Source organism: Shewanella fidelis ATCC BAA-318 (assembly GCF_000518605.1).
In the GTDB taxonomy this organism is placed as follows: domain Bacteria; phylum Pseudomonadota; class Gammaproteobacteria; order Enterobacterales; family Shewanellaceae; genus Shewanella; species Shewanella fidelis.
In genome coordinates this window covers 1-21,233 of the sequence record NZ_JADX01000022.1, presented here as the reverse complement: position 1 = coordinate 21,233, position 21,233 = coordinate 1, and the positions used below count along the sequence as shown (strand labels likewise).

Below are 21,233 nucleotides of genomic sequence, written 5' to 3'. Positions count from 1 at the left end.
AAGGGTGAGATGGCTAAAAAACTAGAACTTACGGCTCATGACTTGCCCATTAAAATTTAAACAATCTTCAACCCTGCGCTTTTGCACTTCGCTTAAACGAGAAATAGGCGTAAAACAATATTCGCTATGCTCACAACTGAGCGAAATATCAGTGTTGTCTACAAACTCACATTTAAATATAAACGCCTGTGAATCATAATCTTGGTGATAATAAACACCACTAAGATAATTAATCTTTACCACGACCCCCAGCTCTTCTATGCACTCTCTATGCAAAGCTTGATGTATGGTTTCTCCAGCTTCTAATGATCCCCCTGGTAAACCCCAAGCACAATCACCATAGGTTGCCTTAAGCAATAACACACTAGGCTCGGTTTCACCTTGTTTAATAATTACCGCATGACTGCTTAGACGAAATTTGTCATTAAATGCCATATTGTTACCTATTTAGAGCTTAATTGAAGTTAAAAAAAGTGTTAACCCAAAAGGATTAACACTTTCTCACCACCGTTAAATAACTATGTGCAGCACGTTTACTTAGGTTTAGCCGTTTCCTCTAACCCTATGCTGTTCATCCAGTGGTCAAAGTCCATCATATTACCCGGTAAAATAACCTTGCTTTCACCAGTACTGACCCCTTCAAGTTGCTTAAGGTATTGCGCACCAAGCTGCATACGTACAACGTTCTTCCCACCTGGAGCGGCAATAACTGTTGCCATGCGCTCAATCGATTCTGCCGTGGCGCGAGCAATGGTTAAGATCTCCTCACCTTTACCCTCAGCCTCGTTAATACGGCGCTGCATCTCACCCTCTGAGTGGTTGATAGTTTCAGTTTTAATACCTTCAGAGCGGTTAATTTTACTCTGTTTATCACCTTCACTCTTAGCCAACAATGCCCGACGTTCACGCTCGGCATTGACCTGCATCTCCATGGCGTTTTTGACTGTTTCTGGAGGCGTAATATTCTTGATCTCATAACGGTGAACTCGAATGCCCCACAATGCACCCGCTTGATCTAACACCTCTACCACCTTGGCACTAATCACATCACGCTCTTCAAATGTACGATCTAAATCTAAGGTACCAATCACGCTTCTTGTGGTCGTTTGCGCGAGTTGAATCGCCGCATAGCGATAATCCGTAACTCCGTAACTGGCTTTGACTGGATCAACTACCGAGATATAGATAACGCCGTCGACTTCGACATTAACCTCATCACAAGAGAAACACTCTTGCGGCGGCACATCGATGGTTTCTTCTTTCAAATCGTGAATATAGGCAACTTTATCAACAAAAGGCACTAAGGCATGAAACCCTGCATCTAAGGTTGAATGGTACTTTCCTAAACGCTCAACAATATAAGCTGATTTAGTCGGTACAAGGCGGATAGATTGAAATAGCTTAATAATGAAGACCGCAAAAATAACCGCCCAAATTGCCATAACAATCATGTCTGTATCGATTCCTGCAATCATTAGCGTGCTCCTTTTGCTGAATTAGCTGTTACTGCGCTAGTAACTTGCTCCATGCCTTCAAAAAAACCTTCTATTTTAGCCAGTTCAGTAGGCACGACCGACACATCAGCCTCACCTAATATCTTACCGACTTGGGCAATAAACTGTTCTTTGAGCTGCATATTCATCGCCTCATTGCCTCCCTCTTTTGCCAGAGCGGCTGAAACCAGCTCCATCCCTTCAGCTTTGGCCTTAGCAATAATGGCAATCTCTTGTGCAGTACCCTTTGCCTCGTTGATCCGACGCTGCTTTTCACCTTCAGATAAATTAATTGCCTCTTGTCGCTCACCTTCAGACAAATTAATCATTGCCGCTTTTTCTGCGTTAGCTAAAGTAATTTCAGCACGCTTACTACGCTCGGCCTCCATTTGCTTTTCAAGGGTATGAATGACTTTACGTGAAGGGGTAATATTCTTGATCTCGTAACGCAATACTTTAATACCCCAAGGATCTGAAGCTTTATCGATTTCACGCACAATAGATTCATTTAAGCTGTCACGCTCTGAGAAGGTTTGGCTAAGACTCAACTTACCAATTTCAGAGCGCATGGTGGTTTGAGCAAGATTTACCGCCGCACGGCGATAATCTTCAATACCATAGCTAGCAAGCTTGCCATCCATCACCTTAAGATAAACGAGTCCATCCACTTCTAGCTGAGTATTATCTTTTGAAATACAGCTTTGCGGTGGCACATCGAGTACTTGCTCGCGGATCTCATGCTTATAAGCAACACGGTCAAAAAACGGGATTAAGAAGTGAAACCCCGGCTGCAGTACCGTACGAAACTTACCTAAGCGCTCAATCACATTGACCTCACGCATAGGCACAATCAACAGTAATTTATAGAGGATAAAAAAAACAAACAGAACAAACAGTGTAATTCCGAACATGAATAGATTCCTTCCTTATTTAAATCAATTACTTTTTGATACCAAGTGTTCACTATCTTGAGTAATTGGCTCGACCACTAGTGCAATATTATCGCGACAAATCACCCTAACCTGAGCACCCGCTGCAATTTCACTACCATCACCTAATGCAGGCCATTCAGAGCCTTGAAACTCAATACGTCCTAGCTGCTGTGCCGGACCTATGGTTTGCTTAACAATAGCGAGTTGATTGTAAATATCTAACTCTTCATCAGTGTTAGCAACATGGGCATCTCCCCCCACTAATTTCTGGGTGATTTGCCGAAATGCCAGTAGTAACACCATCGCAGTTATAAACCAAAGGGTTAAACTTTGAACAATGCCTTCGACCAAGCCAACACCTAAAGCCGCTGCGACGATTAAGCAAGCCGCACCTAAAAAAATCACAATACCACCGGGCAAAATGATTTCGGCTAACATCAGCACTATGCCTATGCATACCCAAATTAAAATGGGATCTGAAAATGTCATATTTCCCCCTTTTAAACCTAATACCAAGCATTACACCCTATTCAGTGAACAGCTATTTATGTTGCTCAGTATAAGAACCTATCAACGACTATATCAGCTGAGACTGAATAATTCGACATATTATGTCAACATTTACACCTTAAGATCACAACAATAAATCGCCAAATTAATTAACTCGACACCCTAACATGGCGTTAGACAAGAGTAAAAACTAACCTTAAAAGTCGATAACCGTTTGCATAAAAAGATAATCAAACAAGCAAGATACACAAACAAAATCAAAATTTTCAAAAACTTAAAAGCAAAGCGATAATAAACAGATAAAAACATCGATAAAGTCTTTGAACATTGTCAGCAAAACGCCTATATTCCCCGCGAATAAAACACATGCTTTTTAAGTACACAGCTCTTTGACCTCAATAAAATCTAAAGGCGTAATGATGAACAAGAAACTTCTATGTCTAGCTTTACTGGCTAGTCCTACAGCAATGGCCGACAATTTAGTTAATTGGTGGGATGTCAGCGTTACAGCTCTACATGGTGAGAATTACGATTTAGCTCCTTCTGACAAGCAAACCACGCTAACATTTGAAACGGCTGGCGACTGGAAATATGGCGACTGGTTTGCATTTCAAGACGTTATATTTTTTAACGGCGCTAATGGCGGTAAAAATGATACAACTTACGGTGAGATCTCTACCCGTTTAAGTGCAGGCAAAATTTTAGGTAAGCAAGTTGGCTTTGGTCCTGTAACAGATTTATCACTCGCATTAACCTTAGAGGAAGGTGAAGGTCCGGTTAAGAGCTTTCTATACGGTTTAGGTATGGATATTAAGGTTCCTTATTTTAGCTATTTTCAGTTAAATACCTACCGTCGTCACGCCAGTGGTAGTGACAACATCAGCGATGGCTGGCAATTATCACCATCGTTCAGAATGGATTTTCCAGTTGGCAACTCTAACATAGTGTTTGATGGTTATATCGACTGGGTATTTGCTACAGATGAAGCAGCCTATGAGACTAACTTCCACTTCAACCCGCAGCTAAAGTACGACTTAGGTGCAGTAGTATTGGGTGAGCACCAAAAGAACAAACTATTTGTGGGTATTGAATACGATTACTGGCAAAACAAGTACGGTGTAAACGGTATTGATCAAAATACTTATTCTGTAATTGCTAAATATCATTTCTAAATTTAAGTATTAAAAAAGGCGCTAATAGCGCCTTTTTTGTCGGTGAAATTAACATTAAGCCAATAGCTTTTTCGCCGCTGCTACCACAATTGAAACGGCACTGACTTCAGTTTTCTTCATTGTTGCTTCATCAGGGATCTCTTGCTGAGTTCGATTTACAATCACCCCTGCCACACATGCTGCCCGCCAGCCTTGTGAAGCACACATAGTAAATAGCGTTGAAGACTCCATCTCGTAGTTAAGCACGCCTAGCTCCTGCCATTGCTGCATTGAGCCTTTAAACTGACGTGTTACACGACCTGATACTGTGTCATAACGTTCTTGACCCGGATAGAAAGTATCTGACGATGCTGTGATACCGATATGTGGCTCAAGGCCTGCTTCACGACTTGCAGCAACCATAGCAGTTGTACAGTCAAAGTTAGCTACTGCAGGATACTCCATCGGCGCAAAATGTAAGCTAGCGCCATCTAAACGCACAGAAGCTTGAGTAACAATGACATCACCCACATTAACATGTGGTTGAATTGCGCCTGTAGTACCAACGCGCAAGAAAGTACGAATGCCAAGCTGCGCTAGCTCTTCAACCGCGATTGAAGTAGACGGGCCACCAATACCGGTCGAACACACCACCACAGGCTTGCCGTCGATATAAGCTAAATAACTGGTATATTCACGGTGACTTGCTAAAAAAGTCGCATTTTCCATTAACTCGGCAATACGCTTAACACGCTCTGGATCACCTGGCACGATCGCTAAGCTAGCGCCATCTAACATCTCTTTAGTTAAGCCTAAATGAAATACATCAGACATCGTGAAAACCCCTTTCATTTTTGATATTAATAATCGAATTAAAGCGACTTTAACCTAGTCGCCAGCTACAAAAGGTTAACTAGATCACACTTTATCAGCCGAGAGTCAATAAAATGTCGTAATCTAGTTACCAATATATCAACGCTGTTGAGCTAAAATATAGCAGTTCCCCCCTATAGTGCCAGCTTTAAAAAAGGCATAGAGCCCACAATCCAAATGACGCTAATAAAGAAGAATTTATTTTTAATTAGCAACAACTTAATAAATTACAGCTAAAATTAATTTAGCTGCAGATTAACCAGAGTACCGCTGTTATATTGCACTTTCTTTTACGTTAAAAACGCTAATAAAAACGCGTTTTAAAAGTTCACAATTTAATCGCTCATTATTCGATCAACATCACATTTAACGGCTAAAAATCGCGCTAGTTTAAAAGTGAAGTAAATGATTATTCCGCACCAAAACAGCCAAAAGGACGCCTGCATGTTTCCAGAGTACAGAGAACTTATCAGCCAATTAAAAACATCTGACGCACACTTCCAGAAGAAGTTTAACCAGCATAATGAACTCGATGAGGAGATAAAAAACCTGGAAAAGAGTAACGCTAGCGATTACACCTCAGAAGTGCATGAACTAAAGCTAAAGAAGCTACATTTAAAAGATGAGATTTACGATATTTTGAAGGGTCACTCCAGCTAATTTGAACCAATAAAAAAGGGCGCTTAGCGCCCTTTTAATTTAGCGTTACTTCAACGCAGCTAGCAAATCAGTAGTACTAGCAAAGAAGGTAATCTTAGTGATTTCATTATTGTTTAGTTCAATCAAGGTTGCCTGATCTTTTTCCGCAGGAAGTGGTTTGGTTTGCTCACCTTCATTGTCCAGTGCAACTCTATAAGGAAACTTTTTAAACTGCGGCAGCGCAACGAAACGAGCGATCAATGACGGCATACCACTAATGTCTGCAACATACATTAATCCTGTATCACTCACTAATTCAGGTTCTGCTTCTAACGCCTCTTGGATTAACGTCCCACCATCCATACTGCGGCTAAACAGCACTCGTGTGGTCTTGCTATCAACGTGATAATCAACTTGGTGCTGATCTTGTAATGTAATATCTGCTATTTGATCGCCAACTTGATAAGTATTCGCCATAACAGAAGTGGTTAATAGGCTACATAGTGCGAAGATAATTGCTCTCATAATTGGCCCCTACAAATTAGAATTAGCAGAAAGAATAACCTATTATTTGATAGGTAACAGTAAGCTTCACTACAAAGCTTGATCCTCTTCACGTAAAGCTCGGCGGCATAAAATAGCTTGAGTTAGCTATGAAATTGTCAGTTACAAATTCTTGTGTATTCAGTAAGCTATTGAGTCGAAGTCGCCAAAAGGATTACTAAAATGGAACAACAAGGCTTAGACCAAGAAATCGCACAAATACAGAACGCTTATAACGTAATAACCGAGTTTCTAGTGCAATACAGTTTTAGCATTCTAGGGGCTGTCATTATTTTCTTAATTGGCCTTTGGATAGCCTCAAAAGCAGCCAATCTTGTTACCCGCATTTTTGAAAAACATGAAATAGACATTACTCTCAGTAACTTCACCAGTAACTTTGTGCGTATATTGATTATTGTAATGGTTGGCGTGATAGCACTAGGCAAACTAGGCATTAGCGTCACCCCTATGGTTGCAGCAATTGGTGCCGCGTCATTAGGTGCAGGTTTGGCATTACAGGGGATGTTAGCCAACTACGCCGCAGGTATTACCATTATTGTCACTCGTCCCTTTGTTGTAGGTAACACGATTGAAATTAAAGGCGTTGGCGGGCTGGTTAAAGATATCCACTTGGGTATGACAGTGCTAACCAATGAAGAAGGCGAAGAAATTAATATTCCTAACAAACATATCGTCGGCGAGATTTTACATAACTCTTTTGCCAATAAATTAGTCGAAACCAAGTTTAACATCAGTTACCAATCGAATACTGATGATGCTGTAGCGATACTCGCCAAGGTATTAGCTGATAGCCCTAGAGTATTTGAGGGAGATAAAGCTCAGGTAGGTATCAATGACTTCAATAGCATAGGTATTGAGATAGGTATTCGTTACTGGGTAGCAACAGAAAGCTACTTCCAAGATAAATATCAGACCAACGCTGAACTCTACAAGGCACTCAAAAATGCCAATATCGAAATCCCTTGCCCGGTAAAACAGATCCATATCCAAGAACACTAACTTATAAAAGCAAAACTCAACAAAAATACTTAGCGGTAGCATACAACCGCTAAGTATTCGTTTCAGTCATCATCCAAATCACTTATACCCAAAATCATTAATCAAGCGTTTCTGTAGCATTAGCTACTAAAAACCAGCTCAACCCATAAGTAAAACGAATAATCATTATTAACTTCACTCTATCGCTCTGAATTAGATATTACTGCAGAATGCCGCCATTGAAATTTAAGACAGATTAAAACTCAACGGAGATAACATGATGAACAAGACATTAATTGCATTAGCTTTAATGGGAGTATGCTCAGCGGCAAATGCTGCAGACGTTGATAATACTTGGTACATAGGTGCCGGTGCAGGTCAAAGCAACTATGAGTCTGTAGACGCAGTTAGCCACCTCGGTGACGGTAGTGATTTTGCTTGGAATGCACTCGTCGGTTATCAATTAAACAAATACCTTGCTTTTGAAGCTGGCTGGCAAGATCTAGGCGCTACCGATGACACTCATATGTGGGGCGGTTTAGACGGTAAGCAAAAAATAGATGTTGATGGCTTTACCTTGGGCGCCGTAGGTACCTTGCCGTTGTCTGAAAAATGGTTCTTAACTGGTGAAGCGGGTGCTTACCAATACCATTTAGCCCATCAGATGAATGCTAATAAGTATGTTAGTGCCATGGATACTGCAGCATACTTTGGCGCAGGAATTGGCTATAACATCACTGACTCTCTAGCAATTTCAGCTAAGTACCGCCGCTTTGCCGGTATCGATGAAACCGCATGGAACACAGCCAATATGGATGCTCAAACCGTTGGTCTACAACTGACTTACCGCTTTGGTGTTAAGTCAAAAGCGACCCCTGTGGTTTTACCAGCGGTGATCGACAAGCAAACTAAACCTATGCCACGTCCAGAGCCAAAGCCAGATCCAAAACCACAACCAACTTATGAAGTGGTGACTGAAACAAATAGTGTGGCAGTGTTCTTTGGTTTCGACTCTTCAGAGTTAACTAATGATGCTAAGAGCAAGCTTGATCAAGTTATCGATCTTTCTAAACAACAAGATGAAGACGTTATCTTACTAAGCGGTCAATCTGACAACCAAGGCAATAGCGATTACAACCTGAAACTATCAGAAAAGCGTGTTAAGCAAGTTGCTAGCTATTTAGAAAACCATGGTGTTGAAGTGAAGCGTATCGATACTGAAGCGGTAGGTGAGCAAACTGCACAAGCTAATACTCGTCAAGAGCGCGCTCTTGAGCGTCGAGTAATTGTGACCTTAACTAGCCAACAGCAAGTGCTAGTGACAAAGTAAAAAGTTTAAGTATCACACTAAGGACCCGAACCCGCTAGGATGGCACAAGGATACTTAAACTAAGCCCTCTAACTCTTGAGTTGAGCGGTATAAGAGTTGCTTTAAAGCGACTCTTACTAAGGGAACATTAAGGATTTGTAGCCCAAATTAATGGGAATGGTAGGGATAGCCTAAGCCAAGGATGGCTCTTTCTCACTTCATAACAAGCCTATTCAAGCAAATTATAATCGTTTATAGTCAGTTTCTTAAAGAGGAGTAGGCAATGCTGACCCAGCTCAATCTTGAACGTCTAAAAAATTGCGATTTAAACCTATTACTCGCTTTAGCAGTTCTGCTTAACGAGGCTCATGTTTCTAATGCCGCTAAGCAACTAGGGTTATCTCAGTCTGCGATGAGCCAAACCCTTAAACGTTTACGCTTAATGTTCGCTGATCCGCTGCTGCTAAAAAGTAACAACGGTATGACCCTCACTAATAAAGCGCAAGCCATCGCATTAGAGCTCACTCCATTACTCGATAAAACCGCACGCATATTAGAAGCCGATCATTTCAGCCCCAAAACAGCTCAAGGGCGGATCCGTTTTATTATGAACGATATTACTGCCCAGCTTATCATGGCCCCACTTATAACCTTAATGAGTGAACAAGCGCCAGGTATTGAACTGGAATATATATCCCAAAGTGCTAATGGTTTTCAGTTACTCCGACGCGGTCAGGCCGATGCGGTTATTGGTTTTTACGATGATGTACCAACGCCACTAACAAGCGAAGTTATCGGTAAGGCTTCTTGGCAAATGGTTACCCATAAACTCAGTAATAACCGGCACAGTCAAATAGATGAAAGTGCGATAAAACTATTACGCTATCAGTTTCAAGAACATAACCAACTGCATTCTTTAGCCTCATTAGAGCAAATCAATGCTCAAAATGCAGCGTATGCCTTAACAACGGCTTCATTAAGTGCGCTACTTTATGCCTTACAGACCAATAATACCGCAACGTTGCTGCCACATTTTGCTTTAAATATTTTGCCTAAACAGCAAGTCGAGGAATTTGCTTGGTTAGGTAAGCCAATAAAGCTTGAATTAAAGATCTGCTGGGATCGCCACCATAGAGCGCCAGAGTTGCAGAAGTGGTTTCGACAACAGCTTACTAAACTATTACATTTGCATTTACCCTTAGAAAAAGTGTCATGAATTTAACTGATTTAAAAATTATCCAGCAATGTGACCTTAATCTTTTACTCAGCCTTACGATTTTAATTGAAGAGCAAAGTGTTTCTAGAAGTGCTGAAAGATTAGATATCTCACAGCCTGCGATGAGCCAAAACTTAAAGAAGCTTAGGCTTATGTTTGATGACCCGCTATTTATTAAGCAAGGCCAAGGGATAAAAGCAACAACAAAGGCATTAAGACTTTATAGCTCACTCACTGAATGGCTTTATCTAAGTGATCGACTGATTTCACAAACAGCTTTTGATCCGATGGAAAGTCATGGGGTTATTCGAATGGCGTTTATGGATGACCTAACTCAAGCAATAATCCCGATGCTTTTAGATAAAATCCTGTTATCTGCGCCTAATATAGAGCTTGAGTTTATTCACAAGCCAAAAGATGTGTTTAGCTTATTAGAGTCGGGGGAAATTGATCTTGCAGGCGCAGGAACAGATACGCCACCAGCAAATATTCATGGGCGCACCATCTCTACTACTCGATATTGCGCGGCCTATAGCCTTGACCACCCACTCGCAAAGTTGCAACAACCAACGCTTGCGCAAATATTTAGCTATGATACTGCAGAGTATTCCGCTTCGAACTTAGCAGAACTGGAGATAACTCAACTCGCAGTACAACATCAACTACAGCGTAAATCCACGTTTTCGACTAGTTCATTTCAGGTTTTGTTGCATGGCTTGCTGGCAGGTAAACACGTTGGTTTTGTACCGCTGCGCACTTTGGAGTCACCTTTATGGCAATCACAACTTAAAGGTGTTGCAATCAAAGAATTAAAGCCGTTTGAAAGCACGCTTTATTGGCATGCCAGAGTACATAAAGATCCGCTTATACAGTGGTTTAAAGATGAATGCCTAACCATTGTTAATCAGCTTAAACAGCAAAACTCATTTGCATGAAGCATGCATCACGATCTTTGATTATACACCTACAGGCCTCGCTGCCACTCTTGACGTAAATGAATACGTTCAGGGGTGCGCATAGCAGCTTCTACTTGGGAAATCAGTGCTAGTTTGTCTTTGCCTAAAATACCTTTTAAAACCAGATAATTCGACGCATGATCTGAACGAAAAACCGTTTTATCAAGCTCGAGATGACTCAGTAAAGTGTGCATTTCAGTGAAGAGTTGCGTCTGATCTGGCAATTGAAAATGGCCGTCAAAAGCCGCGTCCATACGCTCAGTGCCTAATGGTAACGTGACCACCAATGTTGACAAATATTCAGGCTGAGCGGCATTCATCAACTTAGCAGAGTTTTCAGCGTGTTGTTTTGATAATTCGACCCCGCCTAAGCCGTTTAGAATCATCACCGACGCTTTAATCCCTGCCGCTTTTATCTTTTGTAATGCCGCGAGTGATGAGTCAAACGTCTCACCCTTTTTAATCCGTGCTAATACTTCATCATCACCGCTTTCACAGCCGATATACAGCAGACTTAATCCTAACTCCCTTAAACGCTGTAACTGTTCGGGCGTCTTGTTATTAATATTTCTTGGCAAACAGTAACTACTAATTCGAGTCACATTAGGCAAGTACTGTTTTATCATTAAGCAGATAGCTTCGAGTCGTGCAAATGGCAAGGTCATGGCGTCGCCATCAGCCAAAAACACCCGACTAATATGGGCGCGAGAATTGCTGACAGCAATTAAATCTTGCTCTATTTTATCGGTCTTTTGCGCTCGAAAGCGTTTTTGTGGCTGAGTGTACATGTCGCAAAAGCTGCATTGATTCCAGCTACAACCATTAGTGACCTGCAGTATTAAAGACTTCCATTCTGATGGTGGACGAAATACGGGTTCTATATAGTTGAGCACGACTCACTCCTTAATTGTGCAACATCATATCAGCTAATATTAAGCTTCTACTTTGGTAACTCGTAACATATCAATGTGTGGGATGCCGTCTTCTAAATACATCTCAGATACTGGCTCAAATCCTTGCTGTTGATAGAAAGCTTTTAAATGCTCTTGGCCACCAAGCTGAATATTATGCTCAGGCCATTTCTTGGTGGATATCGCAATCGCTTTTTGCATTAAAGTATGTGCCACACCGCCACCGCGAGCAGAATCAGCCACAATAACGCGCCCGATACTGGCATCAGGGTAGCTCACGCCTGGGGCGAGTACTCTAGCGTAAGCTTGGATTACACCTTGCTCATTCAAGCCTAGTAAATGCTGAGTTTGCGCGTGACGATCTTTATCATCTAGCTCTGGGTATGGGCAGTTTTGCTCAACCACAAATACATCAACTCTAAGCTTTAATAGATCATATAACTCATTAAGTGAAAGCTCAGAAAAAGACAAAGACTTCCAAAGCATAACCTGCTCCAACTACAATGCAACAGGCCGCAGTCTAGCACTTTGTTATGATAAAAACAGGCGCTAAACCTTGAAATTTTTCTCAATATTTAGCGCCTATTTCTACACAATCATAACCTAATGGGCGCTGTTGTCTGTTGCTAGAGGCTTACGAATAGATAGCACAGCCACCACTGCAACCATCAACAATCCCGCCATAATAAAAAACACATCATTATAAGCTTGGATCATGGCTTGCTGCTGCATGGTTTGCCCCAGCAGTGCCGACGCTTGTTGACTGGCGGTGATAGGATCAGATCCCGCACCTTCCAACATAGCCGCTGTTTGGCTTAAATATCCGTTAGCAAGTGGACTCACAGCCGGCAAGGTTTCTTTCATTTGCGCTAAATGAAGTCGGCCTAAGTTATCAGTCAAGGTTGCAACTAATGCAATACCAAATGCCCCACCTAAATTGCGCACCACATTCAATACTGTTGATGCCGAGGCGTTCTCAGACTTTTGTAATCTAGCCGTGGCTAGCATGCCGATTGGCACCATAATAAACGGTTGGCCAATGGCTCTAACCACCATAGAAGCAATTAACTGTGGACCAGCAAAGTCAGCAGTCATATGGCAATTCATGTAGTAACTCACGCCAAACATGAAAAAACCAAAGCCAGCTAAGTAACGATTATCAAAACGCTGCATCAATTTCGGCATAAAAGGTAAAATCAATAACTGGGGAAAACCAAGCCACATCAAGACTTCACCAATCTCTAACGAATTATAATTTTGAATTTGCGATAGATATAACGGCACCATATAGATAGATGAAAACAGTGCTAATCCCAATAAAAAATAGGCAACGGTTGATAGACTAAAGTCACGATTACCTAAGAGCCTCAAGTTAACTAAAGGCACTTTTTTCTTAAACTGCAAATAAACGAAAATAACTATATTAATCGCAGCGACAATCGCTAGATTGCGGATAAGATCAGAACCAAACCAATCTTTTCGATTTCCCTCTTCGAGTACGACTTCTAAGCACCCCATACCCAGTGCCATAGTGAGTACGCTCGCGACATCAACATTTTTCAGCTCAGGCCAGTTAATCGGCTTTTTGACCAAGCCATAAGCTAACATCGACATCACCACTAATCCCGGTGGTACATTGATATAGAACAGGTAGTGCCAACTAAATTGCTCGGTAAGCCAGCCCCCTAAGGTTGGCCCTATGGATGGTGCAAAGGTCGCTGTAATACCAAACAGTGCCATGCCGACGGCACGTTTATTATCGGGTAGATACTCCAAGATAAGCCTGAAAGCCATCGGGATTAACGCACCACCGAAAAAGCCCTGCATTGCCCTGAAGGCAATCATCGACTCTAAATTCCATGCAATGGAGCAAAGCAAAGAGGCAAAGATAAATATCGCACTATTCCACAACATATAGCGGCGAATATCTAAGCCTTTGCTGAGCCAACCAGACAAAGGAATGGCGATCATCTCAGCCACGAGGTAAGCCGTTGCGATCCACGATCCCTCTTCGAGCGTTGCCCCCAGACCACCTTGGATCTCTTTCATTGATGCGTTAGTGATTTGAATATCTAAAATCGCCATAAACGCACCAATAAGGCCACCAAATACGGCAATCCAAGCACGGCGACTGCCAGGCTCAACTTGCTCAATGTTGGTCTTAGGCAACTGAGTGTCAGCTGTGGTGATATCGGTAGTCGCGACAGACATTAGTACTGCGCTCTGCTAGCAACTGCTGTAGTGCTTGCTGCATCACTACCAACATCGACTTTAACCAACGCACTCAGACCTGGCACTATTTTGCCTTGTTCAAGTTGCGCTGCTGAATCGCTATCAAGACGAATACGCACCGGGATCCGTTGCACTATTTTAGTAAAGTTACCGGTAGCGTTCTCCGCGGGTAATAAGCTAAATTTGGCACCAGATGCAGGCGATAAGCTGTCTACAACTCCTGAAAAATGTTTACCTGAAAATGCATCTAGCTCGATAGAAACTTGCTGGCCTGCATGCATATCTGCAATTTGTGTCTCTTTAAAGTTAGCAGTGATCCACACAGCATTGTCAGGCACTAAGCTATAAATGGCTTGTCCTGGCTGCACATACTGACCTTGCTGCACTCCACGCTTGCCGATAATGCCACTGAATGGAGCGGTGATCTTAGTATCAGCTAACTGGATCTGAGCTAATGCCAAACCCGCTTTGTTTTGCTCAACACTCGAATCCGCTTCAACTAGCTGTGCAGTGAGTACTTTCAATTCACGCTGCTTGGCAACCAGAGCGGCTTTTGCTTCGTCAACATGAGCTGTAGCGGACTCAAACGCAGCTTGCGCCTCATCAACTGCGTCTTGCGAGCTATAGTTTTTCACTTTTAACTGAGTCGCTCGAGTTAACTGCTGCTGACTGCGCACTTGCTCTGCTTGGGCAGCCACTACTCCCGCCTCAGCCTGACTGATTAAGGCTTGCTGTAGATCGATTTGCGCATTTAACGTGGTTAACTGCGCGGTTGCACTATTTAATAGCGCCTGACTTTGGGCTACTTTAGCCGCAAACTGGCTATCTTCTAGTTGTGCTAATAATTGGCCTTTCGCCACATGCTGGTTGTCGGTAACAAAGGTTGCCGTCACATAACCCGGCACCTTAACGCTAATATGTGAGATATCAGCTTCTACATACGCGTTATCAGTAGATTCAAAATTACGTACTTGAGTCCACCAATAGTAGCCTCCTGCCACAAGCGCGATAATAAAAGCAGGAATAGCGATAAATAATTTGGTTTTGGACATGAATGACTCCTTGATTAGTGAGTCATAGTTTACTACTGTCTCATCATACTTATTAGATAGCTAAAAAATTACCCACTGTTTCACAGGTGTAACAATGATAGATCTCAATCGTATTCAGATGTTTTCTCAAGTCGTAGAGCAAGGTAGTTTTACTAAGGCAGCCAATACCTTAGGGCTTACAAAGGCGACTGTTAGCCGTAAAGTGGCTGAACTTGAAGCTGATGCCGGAGTGCAACTTTTATATAGAACTACCCGCGCATTAAAACTCACCGAAGCGGGAGCCGATTACTATCATAGAGTGAGCCGTATTTTGGCCGATCTTCATAACGCAGAAGATCAGCTCAGTGCCAGACAGCAAACTATTAAAGGCCATCTCAAAATCGTTTGCCCCATCGAAATGGGCCAGCTTTACTTTGGACGGATCTTCGCAAGGTTCTTGGCACTGTACCCAGATATCACCATTGAGGCTGAGCTAACTAACCGTCAGGTAGATGTCATTGGCGAAGGCATAGATCTATTGTTTCAAATCACGGCACAAACTGATGACAGGCTCAAGACTTATGCCCTAATCAATACCCCCAAAATTTTGATGGCAAGCCCGAAGTACTTAGCGCTGCAAGGCACACCAAGTTACCCAGAACAACTTAATCAGCATCAATGTATTCGCCTCAGTTCACCGCATATTGAAAACAATTGGACGCTATTTAACGGTCAAGACTGGGTGACTATAGAGCCTAAATCTCGGCTAGAAACCAACAACATCACCCTAATGCGTGAAGCGGCAATTGAAGGCTTAGGTATCGCCGCGATCCCTTTAGTGATTGCCCATGATGCATTAGAGAAAGGTGAGCTAGTCACGATACTCAATGACTTTCCAATGAAACAAAGCTTAGTTACCATGAGTATGCCTCAGCGAGTATATCTGCCAAGACGCTATCAAGTGTTTATTGAGTTTCTCTATCAAGCTTTATTTAATAACTGGCAAGACCGAGTGCTAGATGTGCCAGAATTTATAGAGCGGCCTAACTTCAGCAACCAGAATTAACTAAGAGTCATTTCAATATTAATATCAAATATAGAAATAGCATTATCATTCATTTATTTATACCTAGATTATTGATTATTAAACCAAGCACTCACAACTATTGTTACGATAAAATAAAATACAACTAGTTACATTTAAAGGTACAAACGACGTAAAAGGTAATCTAACTAACTGCAATATATTAGTAGGTATAAAAAAGGCGCCAAATAAACAACATTAAAAAGAGTCACTTATTTTTAAATGCTGATTAAATTACGCCCCAAAAAGTGACGGGTTAGCAGATTGCAGGGAGCCGCTAACCCTTACTTTTTATTCTTTACGGTCAAACACGTGGTATTTCTCAATACCGTATGAACGACCTTCAGCATGACACGTTGCACATGATTCAGAGGTACCTTGGCTATACCAATCACCCGTGTGGTCAACTGGAGTGTTAATTTCACCACCATTAGACTTCATGTGGTTAAGTGCTTGGTCACTGTCATGACAAGCAAAACAGTTCGCCGTTACAGGGCTTGATGCCACTCCTGATTGCCCGCCATTAAAGGCTTTAGATAACATGTACTGGTTAGGAACCGCATTCAAATCAATACCTTCAGCATGACAAGCGACACAGTTCTCTGCATTGAGTTTAGTCGCAGAATTAGGCTCACCCGTCACTGCTGAACTACCAACGCCCCAGTGCATGCTATGAACCATAGGGCCAAATCCTGGTGCAGAGTTCTTAGAACTGCGATCTTGACCATTGTTATGACAAGCAACACAACCTAAGCCACCATCGGCATAGCTGCCATTCTTGTGGTAGTTAGTTTCGTTGTTATGACAAGTGCTACAGCTATCCATGGTGACACTATGGCGGCGCTCATATAACGTGCCAGACATCATGTCAGAGTAGCCGTGTAAAGTTACTCCGTCATAACTGGCATCATCACCAAAGTTAAAGGTAATGCGTGAGCTTGCCATTAACTCAGGGAAAGTCGCATCTAAGCTAGCAAAACAGATAGATGCAGTGCCGTTGGCATCAAATGTTGTAGTGCTGGTTCTTGCTGCACGGCCAACAATCGAGCCATTATCATAACCATGTAGGTAAGCGCCTAAATATGAGACAGTACCATCGGCCAACAAGGCCTCAAGATCCAGTTGCTCTTCACCTTTAAACAAGGCGATATCGGTACAGTAACCCGCATCTGTACTCATGTATGGTGCAGATATGGTTGATGAATGTTCATCACGAACCAAAGCTTTTTCAGCCACTTTTTTGTGGAATAGACGTACATCATCAGACTCACTAAAGCCACTGTAGGTCATTGCTACAGCTGTGGTACCGACACCAGCTGCATCATGACAGTCAGTACAAGTCTGCATGGTATTAACTTTAGTAATAGGCTCTGCGTGACAGGTATAACAGTTCGCGGCATCAAAGTCTTTTTCAAACTTTTGATGATTGATATGACCAATCTTTTGCATCGAGTTGCGTGCATAGCCACCGTCATCACGAACCACGTTGCCATGGCACATCATACAGCCAGCAACTAAATCAGTTTCACCGTCTGTATTGATCGCAGTATAGCTAGGATGTTTTAGACTAGATGCGGCATAATCAACGTGACAACTATGACACGTCGCAGTGGACGTTGTATGTAGTCCTTCTGTTTTATCAACAATAATGTAGGCAGATTTAGCAATTTTCTCACTGCCACCCACTGCGATACGAATAATTCCCTCTGTACTCGCATTAACTGCAGGCATAGGCGCTAAAAACTCATAGCGACCATCCTCTGTCATTGTCAGGCTTGCGCCTTCAGTTTCTTCATTGGCGCTACCACCTGCAATAGTCCCCTCAAAATCTGGGCGACTGCGAGCGATACCTTTGTCGGTTAGCTCAGCAACTTCAGCACTCACTTTTTCAAGGCCGCTAACCAAAAGACCTTTTTCGTTAGTTACCTCAAATTCAAAACGCACAGCGCCCTCTTCTAAGGTATGGCCCAGCATTTCAACGTTTGTCGTTTCAGTCACCTCAACCACTGGTGGTAGTGGGCTAGTACCATCTTCACCGTCACTACCATCTTTACCATCGCTACAGGCTGCTAGACCGAAAGCGGTGGCGACGATTAACGCCACACTGCATTTATTAAATTTTCTCATCATCACTCCATAATTTTTATTAAGTCGTGACCTTTACTCCCCCGTAAATACCTTAAAGTTTCACAGCAATTATTTATGTGATTAAATTCTCAACAATATATATCTTTAGAGGTAGAGTTCACATAAATAATCAAATAAAACAAAAGCGATAACAATTTAATATTCAATTAATCAAACCCATTAATTAAAACTTAAATTAACTTTAAATCTTGACTAGTAACCCAACTTTACCGAACGGCATATTTATTAATACACTGGCAAACACAACGGTAATAAACTCACACTTTATAAAATGACATACGCTAAATATAAAAGGCTTAATTCTCATTAAGCCTTTTATATTAAATAGCGATTCTTAAGAGCAACCGATAAATATACACTCAAGATAATAACTGCAAATACAAGTATTAAGCATCAACCTAATACTTCAAACTCATCATCTACTAGCTTGGCAGTGCCGTCGGCTTGAAGTACCCAAATCTCTTTATGTACAACACCATAAGCTTTGTTCATTTTCCACTCAGTTGTAAGCAATACCGACTTTTCATCTAGCACTTTAAACTGTGGGCTGGTGTATTCGACATCAGCATAACCTTGGTCAATTAAGTTTTGCCAAAAGGCTTGAATCGCTTCTGTACCGACAAACTCGCCAAAAGGGCGGGCTAACATTGGTGCATTTTCTGCGTATTGCGCCGCACATAACGCTGCATTTTGTGTATTAAAACCTTGCATCCAAGTGGCGCTCGCTAACTTTACGGCGTTGAGTAATTGCTGTGACATAGTGTGTACCTGAATTTGAATTTGTAGCAGCAGTTTACAGTGTTAATTAGCATTGATAACCTAGCCAAAATCGCAATCATAGTTCTATTTAACAGAACAATAGCTAATCATTTAACAGCAAAGTAGCCAGATTAAAAGGACGGCAATATGGATCACTTACGGCATATGGCTATTTTTAAACACATTGTCGATAACGGCTCAATCAGTGCTGCTGCAGATAAACTGGATCTATCTAAATCAGTAATTAGTCATCATTTAAAGTCACTAGAACAGGCTCTAGGAGTACAGCTACTGCATAGAACAACACGCAAGCAACAGTTGACTCCTGCGGGTAAAGACTTCTATCAGCGTTGTAATGAGCTTGGGGCTATTTCGGCAATCGCTTGGCAGCAAGCTAGAGAAGCGGCAGACACCCTAGCTGGGCCACTAAAAATCAGCTCACCACATGCATTGATTGACAACATAGTTACGCCAGCAATATCCACTTTGTGCATAGATAACCCGATGATCCGCCCCCATATTCAGGTACAAGACCGCCGTGTAGATCTACTTGGTCAGGATATCGATCTGGCTGTACGTGTTGGAAAACTCACCTCCAGCAACCTTATGCAACGTAAAGTCGGTGAATTTCGAGACGTGCTCTGCGCTAGCCCTGTATTTATTAACTGCCATAGGGCGCAGATAAATGCTAAAAAGTTTACTGAACTGGACTACATCGCTAACTCTTGGCAGGGGCAAAAAATTCAACATCAACTGCAATCAAAAAAACCAACTAAAGGTCAAAAGAACCTGATAATGCAGTTTAATGCCAATCGCTACGCCGACACCTCCTCTGCAGTTTTATCGTTAGCAAAAGCTGGATTAGGCGTCGCGCTTTTGCCTGATTTTATGTTTGAGCAAGCCCAGCAACAACAGCAATTAGTTGAACTCATTAGCAGCCATCAATGTGAGTTGAATAGTGTTTATGCCGTGCATGATTTTGGCCGAGAACAACCACTGCTAATTAAAAGGACTATCGACGCATTAATCACATCTTTCCAAGCTAGACAGTAATGAGATTAAATTGGCTGTAATTGGATCCTACAAATGTGAATAAGCCGCCTTAGTTACTGCCATAAAACAAAATTAATCGCTGTGAATAGCATTTTTAAAGGCCTGCACCTGATTTGTTGCAATAAAGCTGGTAACATTGCTGACAATTTTTGAAGCTTAGTGAGAAAGATCAAGATGGGCAGAGCATACCAAAACCGCAAAGAATCCATGGCGAAAACTGCTGGGCAAAAAACTAGACTTTATTCTCGTTACGGAAAAGAGATCTACGTTTGTGCCAAAAACGGTGGTTTCGACCCTGATGGCAACCTTGCACTTCGTCAAATGATTAACAAGGCTAAGAAAGATCAAGTGCCAGCTCATGTTATTGAGCGTGCAATTGATAAAGCCAAAGGCGGTGGTGGTGAAGACTACGAAACTGCGCGTTATGAAGGTTTTGGTCCAGGCGGCTGCATGGTAATTGCAGACTGTTTAACAGATAACGGCAAACGTACTTTCACAGAAGTTCGCCAAGCATTCGTTAAAAACGACGCTAAGTTAGGTGGCCCAGGTACGGTTGGCCACATGTTTGATCACCAAGCGGTATTTGTTTTCGCTGGTGACGACGAAGATGCCATTCTGGAAATGCTAATGATGGCTGATGTTGATGTTACCGATGTAGAACTTGAAGACGGTATGATCAGTGTTTACGCACCACATACAGAATTCTTTAAAGTGAAAACGGCATTGGCTGCAGAGCTACCAGAAGACACTGACTATGTGATGGAAGAGATCACTTTTGTGCCGCAAACAATGACTGCGATTACTGATCCAGAAGAAGTTGAACAGTTCGAGAAGTTCCTTGCTGCACTTGAAGACTGTGACGACGTACAGAACGTTTACCACAACGCAGAACTTCCACAGTAAGCTGCAATGACTCGCAGCTAGTCTGCAAAAAAGGCACTCATTGAGTGCCTTTTTTATTATTAAATCGCCGAAAATTACTTTTTCAAAAGGTAACGCAACATAACCCCCTGCTGGCTAATGTCTAAAACTTCGTAGCCATGGTTCTTTGCATCGTTAGGAATATTGTTAATCGACTGCGAGCAATCGGTGATCACTTCTAATACTTCCCCCGCTTTCAATGATTGCATCGCTTCAAGCGTAGCAACCGCTGGATAAGGACAAGGCTCACCGTAAATCTCTAAATTGTAATCAGCTACGATAGATGCTGGCATACACTGCTCCTCAGCAAAATAGGCTCAAAACGTTGAGCCTGATAAATAATTCGTTTAACTCACTAATACCAATCAGTATAAACAGTTAGTCACTCAGCGAGAGTTTAGCGGTTTTGAGGCAAGGTCATTAAGTGCTCCTGCTTTAATGACATTCGCTGCATCCATGCAGCTCGCAACGAG

At 42.1% G+C, this 21,233-nt stretch carries 22 protein-coding genes; 9 read left to right on the top strand and 13 right to left on the bottom strand.

Translation table 11 applies throughout. From position 1 onward, the window contains the following. Positions 1–21: 21 nt before the first annotated feature. From L884_RS0111635 to L884_RS0111620, 4 genes are all read right to left on the bottom strand, one after another. A complete protein-coding gene (locus tag L884_RS0111635; RefSeq protein ID WP_028767676.1) occupies positions 22–435 on the bottom strand; it encodes an NUDIX domain-containing protein in 414 nt (137 codons plus the stop codon). A gap of 98 nt (positions 436–533) precedes the next feature. After that, positions 534–1,475 (bottom strand): SPFH domain-containing protein, encoded by a 942-nt coding sequence (locus L884_RS0111630; RefSeq protein ID WP_028767675.1) that lies wholly within the window; start codon positions 1,473–1,475, stop codon positions 534–536. After that, positions 1,475–2,404 (bottom strand): SPFH domain-containing protein, encoded by a 930-nt coding sequence (locus tag L884_RS0111625; protein WP_028767674.1) that lies wholly within the window; start codon positions 2,402–2,404, stop codon positions 1,475–1,477. The genes L884_RS0111630 and L884_RS0111625 overlap by 1 nt, the downstream gene beginning before the upstream one ends. A gap of 24 nt (positions 2,405–2,428) precedes the next feature. Next, positions 2,429–2,914 carry an NfeD family protein gene (locus L884_RS0111620; protein WP_028767673.1) on the bottom strand — a complete coding sequence of 162 codons (486 nt, stop codon included), beginning with the start codon at positions 2,912–2,914 and terminating at the stop codon, positions 2,429–2,431. Positions 2,915–3,354: 440 nt separating this feature from the next. On the opposite strand from L884_RS0111620, the gene L884_RS0111615 reads away from it, so the two are divergent. Then, positions 3,355–4,107 (top strand): outer membrane protein OmpK, encoded by a 753-nt coding sequence (locus tag L884_RS0111615; protein WP_028767672.1) that lies wholly within the window; start codon positions 3,355–3,357, stop codon positions 4,105–4,107. Positions 4,108–4,161: 54 nt separating this feature from the next. Here L884_RS0111615 and udp read toward each other — a convergent pair whose 3' ends face one another. Further along, on the bottom strand, positions 4,162–4,920 hold the full coding sequence (gene udp, locus L884_RS0111610) for a uridine phosphorylase (protein ID WP_028767671.1): 759 nt from the start codon (positions 4,918–4,920) through the stop codon (positions 4,162–4,164). A gap of 483 nt (positions 4,921–5,403) precedes the next feature. On the opposite strand from udp, the gene L884_RS0111605 reads away from it, so the two are divergent. Further along, on the top strand, positions 5,404–5,619 hold the full coding sequence (locus L884_RS0111605) for an HP1242/YdcH family protein (RefSeq protein WP_028767670.1): 216 nt from the start codon (positions 5,404–5,406) through the stop codon (positions 5,617–5,619). A 45-nt stretch (positions 5,620–5,664) separates the two neighbouring features. On the opposite strand, the gene L884_RS0111600 is transcribed toward L884_RS0111605, so the two are convergent. Next, entirely contained in the window at positions 5,665–6,123 is a 459-nt protein-coding gene (locus L884_RS0111600) for a hypothetical protein (protein WP_028767669.1), read from the bottom strand. Between the two features lie 201 nt (positions 6,124–6,324). Here L884_RS0111600 and L884_RS0111595 point away from each other — a divergent pair, with 201 nt between their 5' ends. The 4 genes from L884_RS0111595 (at position 6,325) to L884_RS0111580 (ending at position 10,600) form a co-directional block, all read left to right on the top strand. Next, positions 6,325–7,161, top strand: coding sequence for a mechanosensitive ion channel family protein (locus L884_RS0111595; RefSeq protein WP_028767668.1), 837 nt, complete (start codon positions 6,325–6,327; stop codon positions 7,159–7,161). 256 nt (positions 7,162–7,417) lie between these two features. Continuing rightward, positions 7,418–8,470 (top strand): outer membrane beta-barrel protein, encoded by a 1,053-nt coding sequence (locus L884_RS0111590; RefSeq protein WP_028767667.1) that lies wholly within the window; start codon positions 7,418–7,420, stop codon positions 8,468–8,470. Positions 8,471–8,732: 262 nt separating this feature from the next. Next, the gene (locus tag L884_RS0111585; protein WP_028767666.1) at positions 8,733–9,665 is read left to right on the top strand and encodes a LysR family transcriptional regulator; all 933 of its coding nucleotides are present in this window, start codon (positions 8,733–8,735) and stop codon (positions 9,663–9,665) included. Then, the gene (locus L884_RS0111580; protein ID WP_028767665.1) at positions 9,662–10,600 is read left to right on the top strand and encodes a LysR family transcriptional regulator; all 939 of its coding nucleotides are present in this window, start codon (positions 9,662–9,664) and stop codon (positions 10,598–10,600) included. The genes L884_RS0111585 and L884_RS0111580 overlap by 4 nt, the downstream gene beginning before the upstream one ends. A gap of 29 nt (positions 10,601–10,629) precedes the next feature. Here L884_RS0111580 and L884_RS0111575 read toward each other — a convergent pair whose 3' ends face one another. The 4 genes from L884_RS0111575 to L884_RS0111560 all read right to left on the bottom strand — a co-directional run bounded on the left by L884_RS0111575 (position 10,630) and on the right by L884_RS0111560 (position 14,816). Continuing rightward, positions 10,630–11,514, bottom strand: a complete 885-nt coding sequence (locus L884_RS0111575; RefSeq protein ID WP_028767664.1) for a radical SAM protein — start codon at positions 11,512–11,514, stop codon at positions 10,630–10,632. A gap of 39 nt (positions 11,515–11,553) precedes the next feature. Beyond that, positions 11,554–12,018 carry a GNAT family N-acetyltransferase gene (locus L884_RS0111570; protein WP_028767663.1) on the bottom strand — a complete coding sequence of 155 codons (465 nt, stop codon included), beginning with the start codon at positions 12,016–12,018 and terminating at the stop codon, positions 11,554–11,556. A gap of 117 nt (positions 12,019–12,135) precedes the next feature. Further along, entirely contained in the window at positions 12,136–13,743 is a 1,608-nt protein-coding gene (locus L884_RS0111565) for a DHA2 family efflux MFS transporter permease subunit (protein WP_156925683.1), read from the bottom strand. After that, positions 13,743–14,816 (bottom strand): HlyD family secretion protein, encoded by a 1,074-nt coding sequence (locus tag L884_RS0111560; protein WP_028767661.1) that lies wholly within the window; start codon positions 14,814–14,816, stop codon positions 13,743–13,745. The genes L884_RS0111565 and L884_RS0111560 overlap by 1 nt, the downstream gene beginning before the upstream one ends. Positions 14,817–14,910: 94 nt before the next feature. Here L884_RS0111560 and L884_RS0111555 point away from each other — a divergent pair, with 94 nt between their 5' ends. Then, a complete protein-coding gene (locus L884_RS0111555; protein ID WP_037410850.1) occupies positions 14,911–15,861 on the top strand; it encodes a LysR family transcriptional regulator in 951 nt (316 codons plus the stop codon). Between the two features lie 309 nt (positions 15,862–16,170). On the opposite strand, the gene L884_RS0111550 is transcribed toward L884_RS0111555, so the two are convergent. Then, positions 16,171–18,006 carry a multiheme c-type cytochrome gene (locus L884_RS0111550; RefSeq protein ID WP_028767659.1) on the bottom strand — a complete coding sequence of 612 codons (1,836 nt, stop codon included), beginning with the start codon at positions 18,004–18,006 and terminating at the stop codon, positions 16,171–16,173. 414 nt (positions 18,007–18,420) lie between these two features. Beyond that, positions 18,421–18,786 carry a Cif family virulence factor gene (locus L884_RS0111545; RefSeq protein WP_028767658.1) on the bottom strand — a complete coding sequence of 122 codons (366 nt, stop codon included), beginning with the start codon at positions 18,784–18,786 and terminating at the stop codon, positions 18,421–18,423. A 147-nt stretch (positions 18,787–18,933) separates the two neighbouring features. Here L884_RS0111545 and L884_RS0111540 point away from each other — a divergent pair, with 147 nt between their 5' ends. Further along, positions 18,934–19,839 (top strand): LysR family transcriptional regulator, encoded by a 906-nt coding sequence (locus L884_RS0111540; protein ID WP_051435616.1) that lies wholly within the window; start codon positions 18,934–18,936, stop codon positions 19,837–19,839. 174 nt (positions 19,840–20,013) lie between these two features. Continuing rightward, entirely contained in the window at positions 20,014–20,742 is a 729-nt protein-coding gene (locus tag L884_RS0111535; protein ID WP_028767656.1) for a YebC/PmpR family DNA-binding transcriptional regulator, read from the top strand. Between the two features lie 74 nt (positions 20,743–20,816). Here the strand turns inward: L884_RS0111535 and yedF are convergent, their stop codons facing one another. Continuing rightward, entirely contained in the window at positions 20,817–21,053 is a 237-nt protein-coding gene (gene yedF, locus L884_RS0111530; protein WP_028767655.1) for a sulfurtransferase-like selenium metabolism protein YedF, read from the bottom strand. Positions 21,054–21,233 lie beyond the last annotated feature (180 nt).

Bases quoted from the DNA above. Each gene is read 5' to 3' on its own strand.
- L884_RS0111570 (WP_028767663.1), bottom strand. From the start codon at position 12,018: ATGCTTTGGAAGTCTTTGTCTTTTTCTGAGCTTTCACTTAATGAGTTA.
- L884_RS0111635 (WP_028767676.1), bottom strand. From the start codon at position 435: ATGGCATTTAATGACAAATTTCGTCTAAGCAGTCATGCGGTAATTATT.
- L884_RS0111535 (WP_028767656.1), top strand. From the start codon at position 20,014: ATGGGCAGAGCATACCAAAACCGCAAAGAATCCATGGCGAAAACTGCT.
- L884_RS0111590 (WP_028767667.1), top strand. From the start codon at position 7,418: ATGATGAACAAGACATTAATTGCATTAGCTTTAATGGGAGTATGCTCA.
- L884_RS0111545 (WP_028767658.1), bottom strand. From the start codon at position 18,786: ATGTCACAGCAATTACTCAACGCCGTAAAGTTAGCGAGCGCCACTTGG.
- yedF (WP_028767655.1), bottom strand. From the start codon at position 21,053: ATGCCAGCATCTATCGTAGCTGATTACAATTTAGAGATTTACGGTGAG.
- L884_RS0111595 (WP_028767668.1), top strand. From the start codon at position 6,325: ATGGAACAACAAGGCTTAGACCAAGAAATCGCACAAATACAGAACGCT.
- L884_RS0111600 (WP_028767669.1), bottom strand. From the start codon at position 6,123: ATGAGAGCAATTATCTTCGCACTATGTAGCCTATTAACCACTTCTGTT.
- L884_RS0111580 (WP_028767665.1), top strand. From the start codon at position 9,662: ATGAATTTAACTGATTTAAAAATTATCCAGCAATGTGACCTTAATCTT.
- L884_RS0111625 (WP_028767674.1), bottom strand. From the start codon at position 2,404: ATGTTCGGAATTACACTGTTTGTTCTGTTTGTTTTTTTTATCCTCTAT.
- udp (WP_028767671.1), bottom strand. From the start codon at position 4,920: ATGTCTGATGTATTTCATTTAGGCTTAACTAAAGAGATGTTAGATGGC.
- L884_RS0111615 (WP_028767672.1), top strand. From the start codon at position 3,355: ATGAACAAGAAACTTCTATGTCTAGCTTTACTGGCTAGTCCTACAGCA.
- L884_RS0111565 (WP_156925683.1), bottom strand. From the start codon at position 13,743: ATGTCTGTCGCGACTACCGATATCACCACAGCTGACACTCAGTTGCCT.
- L884_RS0111630 (WP_028767675.1), bottom strand. From the start codon at position 1,475: ATGATTGCAGGAATCGATACAGACATGATTGTTATGGCAATTTGGGCG.
- L884_RS0111550 (WP_028767659.1), bottom strand. From the start codon at position 18,006: ATGAGAAAATTTAATAAATGCAGTGTGGCGTTAATCGTCGCCACCGCT.
- L884_RS0111585 (WP_028767666.1), top strand. From the start codon at position 8,733: ATGCTGACCCAGCTCAATCTTGAACGTCTAAAAAATTGCGATTTAAAC.
- L884_RS0111560 (WP_028767661.1), bottom strand. From the start codon at position 14,816: ATGTCCAAAACCAAATTATTTATCGCTATTCCTGCTTTTATTATCGCG.
- L884_RS0111620 (WP_028767673.1), bottom strand. From the start codon at position 2,914: ATGACATTTTCAGATCCCATTTTAATTTGGGTATGCATAGGCATAGTG.
- L884_RS0111605 (WP_028767670.1), top strand. From the start codon at position 5,404: ATGTTTCCAGAGTACAGAGAACTTATCAGCCAATTAAAAACATCTGAC.
- L884_RS0111555 (WP_037410850.1), top strand. From the start codon at position 14,911: ATGATAGATCTCAATCGTATTCAGATGTTTTCTCAAGTCGTAGAGCAA.
- L884_RS0111540 (WP_051435616.1), top strand. From the start codon at position 18,934: ATGGATCACTTACGGCATATGGCTATTTTTAAACACATTGTCGATAAC.